At 42.9% G+C, this 12,489-nt stretch carries 5 protein-coding genes; all 5 read left to right on the forward strand.

From position 1 onward, the window contains the following. The first annotated feature begins 98 nt into the window (after window positions 1-98). The 5 genes from ACOMG9_RS06345 to ACOMG9_RS06365 all read left to right on the forward strand — a co-directional run bounded on the left by ACOMG9_RS06345 (window position 99) and on the right by ACOMG9_RS06365 (window position 12,485). Window positions 99-1,241 (forward strand): hypothetical protein, encoded by a 1,143-nt coding sequence (locus ACOMG9_RS06345; RefSeq protein ID WP_494529959.1) that lies wholly within the window; start codon window positions 99-101, stop codon window positions 1,239-1,241. A gap of 202 nt (window positions 1,242-1,443) precedes the next feature. Next, window positions 1,444-4,803, forward strand: coding sequence for a hypothetical protein (locus tag ACOMG9_RS06350; protein WP_494529960.1), 3,360 nt, complete (start codon window positions 1,444-1,446; stop codon window positions 4,801-4,803). A 198-nt stretch (window positions 4,804-5,001) separates the two neighbouring features. Further along, window positions 5,002-8,247, forward strand: coding sequence for a hypothetical protein (locus tag ACOMG9_RS06355; RefSeq protein WP_494529961.1), 3,246 nt, complete (start codon window positions 5,002-5,004; stop codon window positions 8,245-8,247). A 218-nt stretch (window positions 8,248-8,465) separates the two neighbouring features. After that, entirely contained in the window at window positions 8,466-8,921 is a 456-nt protein-coding gene (locus ACOMG9_RS06360; RefSeq protein ID WP_448216232.1) for a DUF29 domain-containing protein, read from the forward strand. Between the two features lie 309 nt (window positions 8,922-9,230). Continuing rightward, window positions 9,231-12,485, forward strand: a complete 3,255-nt coding sequence (locus ACOMG9_RS06365; protein ID WP_494529962.1) for a hypothetical protein — start codon at window positions 9,231-9,233, stop codon at window positions 12,483-12,485. Window positions 12,486-12,489 lie beyond the last annotated feature (4 nt).

The following is a 12,489-nucleotide window of genomic DNA, read 5'->3' on the forward strand; positions in this document are numbered from 1 at the left end:
GAACTTTTGTTAAATAAACGGGTCTAGAATACGTATGCATTCTTTAGATGGGCTCTCTCCCGACAAGATTAAGGGTAATTAAAGTAAGGAATAAAACGATGGATCAATTACTACAACCCTCATTTGATTATGGGCTAGCTCCCTCTGCTGTTGGAAAAGATGAAAAAGTTGAAAATGCTCCAGCGAACCAGGGCAATCTCTCCGGCAGAGCCGTCAGCCCTGTCAGCAGTGAGCCAGTGGGAGCCAATCGCCCCGATTTGACCGCAGATCACATAACCGGACCAAAAGATCAAAAAGAGATCGGAATTTCCTCCAGAGTCGTAGCTTTGACTGTAGACACTGTCGCTACAAACAAACCAGAATTTGATCCTGCCGGGCCTACAGAACCCGCACACCCTAAATTCGTTGCACCTTTGCAGCCAGTGGATGAAACATTGATGCCAGTAACCCGGCTTCCTGTTTCCCGTGAGCATCCGGAGCAATCGCTGGATGAGCATCAAATGACTGGGCCAATACCTGGTGTTGTAAAAACAGGCGCTGAAAAATCACCGGCAAAGTTTCAGGAAAATGACATAATGCTGCTCTACCCACAAAATTCTGTCAGCCCCTCCGGTTTTGATTTGCATGTCAATCCGGGAAAACTTAAAGATGCTCTTACATCGCATGTCCATGATAGATTGGTTTTTCTTTATGATCATAACCGTAGAGACGATTGGCCTGCCAAGGATGAAGTGAAGTCACTGGCAGATTCAATATTAACGAGGTTGCCGACAGCGTTATATGAGTTTCTGAATAAAGACTGGTCTGGTAGAGACAGTTTTGCCCCTGAGGAGTATCAGGCTTTGGTGAAGTTCCACGGTGCATTTATTTTTTTTGATCAATACGATTATTTGAAAGGGGTTTTTTATGAAGAAAAAGGTACGGAATACCCGACGTTCAATCCGGACGAAAAGTACAGTGAATTAAAAAAACTCTTGCTCAAGGATTGCCTACCTCTGCGTAATGGCTGGAGTGAGGACGAACGGGTGATTATTGAAGAGTGGTTGAACATCGAACTGACAAATTGCCAAGACTATCCTGACTGGGAGGAAATGGTTACCTATATAGATTATTGTCATTATGGCCCGTTAAAAGCCGATTGTGTTTCTGTTTGCAATGACCCATGTTACTGCGTGCTTGAAAATCGGGCTGCATATAATCGCATTAAAAACCTTGAGAGCCTGTTGGAAAAATTGCAATAACACAACCACTCTTTCAGGCGGATTAACGTTTGAATTTTATATGCTTTTATATGGCACTGGCTTGGTCAGTGGCTCTTTTTTCAACTCTGCGATTCTTCTTTCTTGGAACTTTCGTTTAATTAACGGGTCTAAATTCTAAGCATTCTTTGGGAAATCTCATCCTCGTCAAGATTAAGGACAGTTAAAGGCAGGGAAAAAAACGATGGAACGATTATTTCAACTCCCACATAATGAAGGACCAGCTACTTCTACTTACATTGCTGCAGCCGATGTTCCGAAAAAGAATAAAGCAAATGATGGCAATGCTTTCGGCAGAAGCGTCAGCCCTGTCAGCGTTGAGCTGGTGGAAATCAATCACGCAGATTTCACGGCAGTAACAGGACAAAAAGATCAAAAAGAGATCGGAATTTATTCCAGAGCCGTTGCTTTAGATGGAGATAACCGTGAAGCCACTAAACGCACATCAAAAATGGACTTTACCGATGCCAGAGATATAAAGTCCGAAGCACAATTACCCGGACCTTCAGAAAAGCCTAAAGTCATTCAGGATGCAAACACTGCTCTCATAAGCGACCAACAAATCAAGCTGATTAAAAGTCTCATGAATGGTGAAGAAGGTAGATTCACAGTCGATGAATTTATAGCTGTTATCGACTTTCTTGATTTTTGTCCTGAAAAAAAATTACCTGAAGATTATTACAAATCACCCACTCTTTTGTCAGGGATAATAAGAAATCATCTTTGGGATGTTTTCAAACTGGACAAAAGTGATCAAATGAGGGAAGTATTACAATCAACACCCGAGAGGAAAAGACAGGTATTATTGACTGATGTCAGGAAAACGGGCTTAATGTATCGCTACAAAGGCCTTCCTGAAGAACTAAAAAACGATATTGACTTTCTGACTGAATACTCAAGTTTGCAGGGTATTCCTCGTGGTACACCGCCGAAACTGGCTGTGTCGATCTATGAGCGTCTGGATATCGGAGCCAAAATAAAGTCTATTGATGTTCTGCCGCCCAGTTTTACAGATGAAGGCTTTTATGATGAGCTTGTCCGTTCAGGAAGAATCGAACTTAAATATCTGCCGCACTACATCAGAGACAAAAACAAAGAGTACTGCCTTTTGCAATTATCAAAAGGTCTCTGCAGGTTATCAGAGGTTCCGGATCAGTTTATAACAAAAAAGGCTATTTTGGATTCACTCAATAGTGACAGTTTGCATGTTGATTTTATCAATATTTTTAAAGATGATACCAAGTATAAGATGCTGAGCAATGATTCTGACTTCTTTGAAGAAGTCGTTCTCAAGTTTGCTTCAACAGCGTTGGAAAAAGAAATGAAATTCGAAGATTCAAGAGCCTATCCATTGTCTTCTGTTTATCAATGTTGTACAGATAGGTTCAGGGATGACAGGGGGAAACTTGCTTTATTGTTAAGAAAACTGGTAAAGGCTAATCCTTTTTTTGTTATAAACGTTGAAAGTCAGGATGACAGGTTGCTTGAGGAATTGATTAAAACAGGAAAAGAATCACTGTTAGAGATGTTAAGCATTAGACCTGTAATAAGTCAGGATTTTGATACGGAAGTTCTATCTTTGTTCTTTAAGAAAGTTAAAGCAGACGATAATTTTAAAAGCGATGTTATGAATGTTGTTTTTCCGTATTTTCCTGAAGATTATTCCCGTAGTTTTCCGGAAGATATATTACTAAAGCAAGATGCTATTGTTCTGGCTTCCGAACCTTTTGATGCTGGAAAAACGCATATTTTAGATAGACGTATAAAACCTGATAAAGCCGAACTCATAATAGATTACATTGAGTATTATCAATCTTTTTTACGTTGTTTTAATAGCAAAAAATATTTGGAGAAGTGTTGTACGGATGCAACAATCCGGCAAAAACTTATTCATGTTCTGGCTAACAGAATCATTGCAGACAAGCAGCTGTTCATGTCGGAGTGGAGAGGTTGTGTACCCCGAAAATTAATTGACGATACTCTGGCTTATCTCAATAATCCTGCCCTTTTCTCAGAACTGGATGTCTCAGGCACATTAACAGAGCCGGTGAATCCACTCAAATTTCAACAACCCAATACGTCGGCATTTAAGCTGCTGGTGTCTCTCCACGCATATAGCTTTGAGTTTGACGAAAAAGACGCCAGTCGTCAGTTGCAATCAGAATTTGACCGTGCAGATCGCACTTATTTTGAACCGGTTTATTGCAGTCTGCATCCATTGTATTTTCCGATGAAAAGGCTTGGGCTGTGGGTTGATAGTATTGAACATCCATTATCACTATTTGAAGGCGAGGGAGCCATCGTGGGTGGTCGTACACTGGCAGTAGAGAATGGTGAGGACGTTGATTACTATAAATTCCAGAGACTTGGAGAGTCCGTAGCCACCCTGGCACAAGAAGGTATTATGCATCAATTTATTGCCAGGGTGACCAATAACCGCTTTAAAAGCCAGCTACCCCGTTTTGGTCAGTACCTTATCGTAATGGAAAAGGATCTCCCCAAGGGTATCCGAGGTTTCAGTGACCGTTTACAGGTGATCAATATTAATGGTAAAAGAGCCTTCCGGGTCTACCACTTCAAAGCGACAAAAAACTACGCTAAATACGCTCATACTCACGATACAACCAGCAGCCCATACGCAAACGCCGAGCGAGGCCTGTTTGCTGCCATTCACGACATTGGCGTACTTAATGGCAAGTTCGGCGTTATGCCTACTTCAACGATCCCGGCATTTCATGATACCGGACGATGTTGGGTGTTCCTTACTCCATTGTTGGGTAACTCCATTTGTTTTGCCTTGCCATTACCCGGAACCTTTGGAGGCTGGGTTAAAGCCATTGAACGCCCTGACTTTGGTTGGGATGGTTTACGGGACTGGGGCGATGTTGAGTTTTTTGGCTCCATGAGCAGCGGCCTCTCTGCCAGAGACTCAAAAACTTCGGGATATACTCCCGAGGTTCTTCAGCGGTTAAGTTTTGTCAATTCCCTCTGTGAAAACCTGCTGGCAGCCGTGTTGTTAAGAGCACGCCTGCGCCGCGACTCGCCGGATTATCATTATCAAAATCAGCAGGCAGTGGAAGAGACAGAAAACTTTATTGAGCAACTATTGAACGAATACCTGTCAGGCCTGTTAGCAAAAGAAAAAGAGTGGCCGCCCAGGTCAAGACTGCAAGAATTTATGGGGCTTAACGATACCGCATACCGTTCATGGCTGAAGCGGACAGCCGAGGAAATTTTGTACTGGACGGCCAAACAATCCTATGAGGCCAAGGGTGATAGTGCACTTGATCCTTCTGTTGAGTGTTTCTCAAAACATATAAAGGAGACTGGAAACCTGGATGCCACATTGTACCCGGAAGGTTTGCAAACCTTCGACACACATAAAAAATTTCCCAAAGACTTCCATAATGTCAATGATGAACTCAATCTGGGAGCCAATAACGCCGTCTTTCCTCTGGTCAGTCTGGTCAAGGGGCTTACGTTTTTAGTCGGCAATATTTTTGCATTCGCCAATCGGTACACTGAAGATGAAAATAGGGAATGACATGGGTATTCCCTCGCTGACTCCGATATCTCAGGCTATTTACAGTGCTTGGCACTGGCTGAGCCGACGGCCTTTTTTTCCAATTCTGCGATCATTCTTTTTTGCAACTTTCGTCTAATTTAAGAGTCAAAATATATAAGCACTCATTGATCGGGCTGAATTCCGTCAAGATTAAGGACAATCAGAGAAAGGATAAAAATGATGGATCAATTAAATCAACCCTCATGTAATTCAAGGCTAAACCCTTCTACCTGCATTGCTACAGCTGATGATAAAAAAAATGCAGCCAGGGTCTTCGGCAGATCCGTCAGCCTTACCGGTGATGATCTATTTGGCGTCAATCCCACAGATTTCAGGCCAGATCCCATTACAGGAAAAAAACGAAAAGACGTGGGGATTTCCTCCAGAGTCGCTGCTTTAGAGATAGATAGTCTTGAAGCCGCTAAAAAAAAACCAAAATTTAAAAAGTTTAAAGCTATTCCGGGGACATCTACTGCTATCCTCAGCGACAAACAATTCCAGCTGATACAAAGACTCCTGGATGAAGAAAAAGGTAGATTCACAATAGAAGAGTTTATAGAGGTTATCGACTTTCTTGATTATTACGCTGAAGAAAAATTGCCTGAAGATTTTTTCAAATCACCCACCCTTGTGTCAGGGATTATAAGAAATCAGCTTTGGAAGCGTTTCGCAATGGAGGGGAGTGATGAATTTTGGGAGGTATTAGCATCAACACCTGAAAGGGAAAAAGAGTTGTGTTTGACCCGTATCAGGAAAGAAGGCATCAGGCCTGACTACAGCAGCTTTCCTGAAGAATTAAAAAAGGATATAGATTTTCTGACTGAATGCTCAAGTTTTCACGGTATTCCCTGTTTTACACCGCCGCAACTGGCTGTGCAGATTTATGAGCGACTGGATATCGCAGCCAAAATAAAGTCTATAAATATTCTGCCTGAAAGCTTTAAAGATGATGATTTTTATGATGAGCTTATCCGTTCAGGAAGAATAGAGCTAAGTAATTTGCCATTCAACATCCGGGAAAAAAACAGAGAGTACTGCCTTTTGCAATTATCAAAAGGTCTGTGCCGGTTATCACAGGTTCCGGCTCACTTTATAACAAAAAAGGTTATTCTGGATTCGCTTGATAGTGACAGTTTGCATGCTGATTTTATCAATATCCTCAGAAGTGATAGTGAATTTGAGACGCTGAAGAATGATCCTGACTTCTTTGAAGAATTCCTGCTAAAAATGACTTCATCGGTGTTGGAAGCAAGATATGATTTCTACACTGCACAAACCAATACCTTGTCTAAGGTTTATCAATGTTGTATTGAAAAATACAGTGATGATAGAGAAAAACTTGCTTCGTTGCTGAAAAGATTGATAAAAACTAATTCTTTTTTTATTTTACTTGTTAAAGACGTCGGTGATCAGCTTTTTCAGGAGTTGATTGAGGAAGCAAAAGAATCATTGTTGGAAATATTGGATAGTAGGCCTGAAGTAAGTCACCTTTTTTTTATGCCTATGATTACTCGTTTCTTCAATAAAGTTAATGCAAGTGATGATTTTAAAAACCAAGTTATAAATGTTGTTTATCCGTATTTTCCTGTCACTTGCTCAGAACCTTTTTCAGAAGACATAAAGCGTAAGCAAGACGCTCTGGTTCTGGGTTCTGAGCCCTTTAAAGCTGGAGCGATTCACATTATCTCCAGAAAATTACGGCCCGCCAAAGCCGACATCATAATAGACTACATTGAATCCTATCCACTTTTTTTGAGCCACTTCAATGACAAAGGATATTTTGAGGAGCGTTGCGCCGACCCGGCAATCCGGCAAAGGCTTATTCATGTCCTGGCTAACAAGGTCATTGCAAACAAGCAGCAGTTATTGACGGAGTGGCGACGTTATCTCCCCCGGCATTTGATTGATGATACTCTGGCTTATCTCAATAATCCTGCCCTTTTATCCGAACTGGATGTCTCCAGAGCATTAACAAAACCGGTGAATCCTCTCAAATTCCAACAACCCAACACTTTGGCACTCAGGCAGGTGGCGTCTCTTAAGGGAAATAGCCTTCAGATTGCCGATAAAGACGCAAGTTGTCAGTTGCAATCAGAATTTGACCGTGCGGATCACACAAACTTTAAACTGGTTTATCCTGGTCAACATCAACATTCATTGTCGCTATTTGAAAGAGAGGGAACCATCGTCGGTGGCCGTACATTGGCAGTACAGAATGGTGAGCAAGTTGATTTCTATAAATTCCAGCGAATTGGAGAGTCCGAAGCCACTCTGGCACAGGAAGGCATTATGCATCAATTTATTGCCAAAAGTGGCCGCTTTAAAAGCCAGAAACCCCGTTTTGGAGAGTACCTCATGGTACTGGAAAAGGATCTTCCCGAAAGTATCCTGGGTTTCACTGATCGCTTACAAGTGAGCGAAATTAATGGTGAAAGAGCCTTCCGGGTCTACCATTTCAAAGCGACAAAAAATTACGCTAAATACGCCCATACTCCGGATGCAACCGATAACCCTTACGCGATCGCCGAGCGAGGCTTGTTGAATGGCATTCACGACATTGGCGTACTTAATGGCAGCGTTGGCGTTATGCCCACGTCAACGATCCCGGCGTTTCATGCTACCGGCCGTCGTTGGGTGTTCCTTAGCGCATTGTTGGGTAACTCTGATTTTTATGCTTGGCCATTACCGGGAACCTTTGGGGGCTGGGTTAAAGCCATTGAACGCCCTGATTTTGGTTGTGATGGTTTGCGGGATTGGGGCGATGTTGAGTTTTATGGCTCTATGAAAAGCGGCTTAAATGCCAGAGACTCAAAAACGTCGGGTTATACTCCCGAGCTTCTTCAGCGATTAAGTTTTGTCAATTCCCTCTGCGAAAACCTGCTGGCAGCTGTGTTGTTAAGAGCTCGCCTGCGCCGGGACTCTTCGGATTATCACTATCAAAATCAACAGGCAGTGGAAGAGACAGAAAACTTTATTGAGCAACTACTGGATGAATACCTGTCTGGCCTGTTGGCAAAAGAAAAAGAATCGCCGCCCAGACCAAGACTGCAAGAATTGATGGGGCTTGACGATACCACATATCGCTCCTGGCTGAAGCGAACAGCCGAGGAAATTTTGTACTGGACAGCCAAACAACCCTATGAGGCGAAAGGTGACAGTGCACTTGATCCTTCTATTGAGTGTTTCTCAAAACATATAAAGGAAACCGGAAACCTGGATGCCACATTGTACCCGGAAGGTTTGCAAACCTTCGACATGCATAAAAAATTCCCCAAAGACTTCCATAATGTCAATGATGAGCTCAATCTGGGAGCCAATAACGCCGTCTTTCCCCTGGTCGCCCTGGTCAAGGGGCTTACGTTGTTAGCTGGCAATATTTTTGCGTACGCAGGTCAATACACCGAGGAAGAAAATAGGGAATGAGGTTCGTATTCCCCCAGCGCAGCCAGTATTTAAGACTATTTACATTGTTTGGTGTGGCACTGGCTTGGCCATTGGCCTTTTTTGCAGCTCTACGATCCTTCTTTATTGCCTCTGCACAGGCTCCTTTTTGGTGCGTGGCATGTTTTATAATTGTCAAGAGGTAACGGATAGTAACGGTTCATTGGTATATACTGCGCTGGTTCACAAGAGGTTTAACAATGAGTGATTTATACGATACCGATTTCTACAGTTGGTCTTTGCAGCAAGCCGAGCTGATCAGGCAAGGTCGTTTTAGCGAGCTGGATTTGGACAACCTGATCGAGGAAGTTGAGGACATGGGCAAAGCTCGTTATCGTTCAGTAGATAGCCGTTTGTCTCAATTACTTATGCACGCTCTTAAATGGCAGATGCAGCGCAAAAAGAATGATCTTCATGAGATGGATCAGTGGTTTCGTAGTTGGTCAACCAGTATCCGTAAACAGCGAATTGAGATAGAGAAAGAGCTTCAGGAAAATCCTGCTCTTAGCAGTAAAGTTAGCGAGATTTTTCCGAAGGCTTATCGACATGCACGAAAGCTGGCTGCTAGCGAGATGCAGTGTAAAACGGATGTTTTCCCCAAGGAATGCCCATGGACTTATGAGCAAGTGATGACGGAAGACTGGTTGCCGGATTGACGATGATGGGTGTCAGGGGCCCCTGTCGAGTAACAATTGTCACCCGTCATCCGTTACCCGTTTGTCTATTTTTGGCATCTTTCACTGACACCTGTCAAAGCCCGTGTCGATCAACAATTGACGAGGGATGAGGGGGTAGCACGCCCTTTTTTTCCCAGCCATAGTTCCCCCCCACCCGTCCTGCGAGAATAAAAAAGGCCGTCCCCACCCGATTTTGGAACTTTTGTTTATTTCATAGGTCAAAATTTTTAAGCATTTTTTGGCTTGACCCTCGTCAAGATTAAGGACAGTTAAAGGCAGAAATAAACAATGGATCGATTATCTCAACAATCATTTAATCCCTCTACCTGCGGTGCAACAGCGGATATTAAAGGGGCAGCGGATCATGGCAAGGTCTCCGGCAGAACCTTCAGCTCTTTTAGCGGTGAGCCATTTGGAGTCAATCGCGCAGTTTTCATACCAGATACCGCAACAGGGCAACAAGATCAGAAAGAGATCGGAATTTCCTCCAGAGCTGTTGCTTTAGCGGTAGATACTCGTGAAGCCACAATAAGCAAACGAAAACTGGACTTTACTGATGACAGAGTTGTAAAGCCCGAAGCATTATCACCCAGACCTTTAAGAAAGCTTAAAGCCATTCAGAGTGCGAATAATGCGATCATCAGCAACAGACAAGTCGAGCTGATTCAAGGACTCATTGATGGTAGAAGCGATCGGCTCACAAAAGATGAGTTTATAGAGGTTGCCGACTTTCTTCCTTATAGGCCTGAAACATATTTGCCTGAAGATTATTTTAAATCGGAAACCCTTCTTGAAGAGATAGTAAGGAACCGTCTTTGGTGTGCTTTTTCAATGACGGAAGGTGATAAAATCAGAGATGTATTGTTATCAACAGCTGATCGAACAAAAAAAATATTTTTAAATGATATCAGGAACCTGGCCCTAACCTCTCACTACAAAGACTTTTCTGAAGAATTAAAATCTGATATAGATTTTTTGATAGAGTACTCAAAAGTGAATGGTCTTCCGAAGGGAACACCACCGAAACAGGCACAACTGATTTATGGTTATCTGGACATCGCAGCAAAAATAAGATCTCTGAGCGTTCTTCCACACAGCTTTAAAGATGATGAATTGTATGATGAGCTTATCAATTCAGGAAGGATAGAGCTTAAAGATCTGCCACAACACATTATTAACAGAAAAAAAGACTACTGCCTTTTACAATTATCGAAGGGACGGTGTCAATTATCAGAGGTTCCGGATCGGTTCATAACAAAAAAGTCGATTTTGGACTCCCTTGACGGTGACAATTTGTGTGATAATTTTAGCGAAATTTTCAACGGCAATCATGAATATAAGGTGCTGATAAATGATGATGATTTCTTTGAAGAAGTCCTTTTCAAAACTGCTTCAGCCATTCTGGGTAACAGAGATTTCGCTCGTTCGTATACCACGCCCTTACCTGATATTTATCATCTTTGTATAGAAAGATATAAGACTGATCGAGATAAACTTGCTTTGTTGTTAAATAAACTGGTAATTGCCAATCCTTTTATTGTTGTATCAATTAAAAATACAGATGATAGGTTGCTTCAGGGATTAATCGAAAAAGCAAAATGGTCTTTATTGAGAATATTAATCAACAGACCTGAGAAAAGTGAAAATTTCTCCCTTAGTCTTCTTGATAAGTTTTTTGAAAAAATTAATGCAGGTGATGATTTTAAAAACCAGGTGATGGGTGCTGTCTGTCAGTATTTCCCTATAAAATATTTCGATTCGTTTTCCGATGAATTACTGACGAAACAAGACGATATCGTTTTAAACTCTGAACCTTTTTGGTCTGGAGCGACTCATATTATTAAGAGAGGTTTACGGCCCGACAAAGGCGACCTTATAGTAAGCTACATTGAACTCCATCTGGATTTTTTGCATAAGTTTAATGATGCAGGGTATCTGGAGCAGTGTTGCAATGACCCGGCACTCCAGCAAAGGCTTGTTCATATTCTGGCTGCCAGGATCCTTGCTAACAAACCGCTGTTGTTGAGGTTCTGGAAGGATCGCTTACCCAGAAAGTTACTGGATGATACTCTGGCTTATCTCAATGATCCTGCGCTTTTCTCCAGACTGGACTCCTCTGTTGCATTAACAGAGCCGGTTAACCCGCTCAAATTTCAACAGCCAAATACTGTGGCATTCAAGTTGCTGGCGTCTCTCCACGCATATAGCTTTGAGTTTGCGAATAAAGACGCCAGTTGTCAGTTACAGTCAGAATTTGCTCGTGCTGGTGAAACAGAATTTCCGTCGGTTTATCCTGGTCAGCACCGGCTGTCACTGTTTGAAAAAGAAGGAACCATCGTTGGTGGCCGTACACTGGCAATAACCAACGGTGAAGAGGTTGATTACTATAAGTTCCAGCGGGTCGGGGAGTCCGTGACCACTCTGGCGCAAGAAGGTGTTATGCATCAATTTATAGCTAAAAGTGACCGCTTCAAAAGCCAGAAACCCCGTTTTGGCCAATACCTTACGGTGCTGGAAAAGGATCTTCCCGAGAGTACCCGAGGTTTCACTGATCGCTTACAAGTGATTAATGTTGATGGTGAAAGAGCTGTCAGGGTCTACTTCTTCAAGGCCACAAAACACTACGGTCAATACGCTCATACTCCTGATATAACCAATGCCTCTTTCGCGGTCGCCGAGAGAGGTCTATTGAAAGGCATCCATGATATTGGAGTACTTAATGGCAACTTTGGTGTTATGCCCACGTCAACTATCCCGGCGTTTCACGATACCGGACGTCGCTGGGTGTTCCTCACCCCTTTGTTGGGATCCATGCTTTATGCCTTGCCATTACCCGGAACATTTGGAGGTTGGATCAAAGCCATTGAACGCCCTGATTTTGGCTGGGATGGTCTACGGGATTGGGGCGATGTTGAGTTCTATGGCAGCATGAAAAGCGGCCTCACTGCCAGAGACTCAAAAACTTCGGGCTATACGCCAGAAGTTATGCAGCGGTTAAGTTTTGCCAATGCCCTCTGCGAAAACCTGCTGGCAGCCGTGTTGTTGAGATCACGTCTGCGCCGCGACTCGCCGGATTATCATTATCAAAATCAACGGGCAGTGGAAGAGACAGAAAACTTTATTGAGCAACTACTGAACGAATACCTGTCAGGCCTGTTAGCAAAAGAAAAAGAGTCGCCGTCCAAGTCAAGACTGCAAGAACTTATGGGGCTAGACGAAGACACATACCGTTCATGGCTGAATCGAACAGCCCGGGAAATTATTTACTGGACGGCCAGGCAACCTGATGAGGCCACATTTGATCGTTATGTTGAGTGTTTCTCGAAACATATAAAGGAGACTGGAAATCTGGATAGCACACTGTATCCAGAAGGTTTGAGTATCTTCGACATGCAAAAAAAATTCCCCAGAGATTTCTATAATGTCAATGACGAACTCAATCTGGGAGCCAACAACGCTGTCTTTCCTCTGGTCAGTCTGGTCAAGGGACTTACACTGCTTGTCGGCAATATTTTTGCGTTCGCACACCAAGTACACGGATGATGAT

It is taken from the genome of Endozoicomonas sp. PH6C, assembly GCF_059322965.1.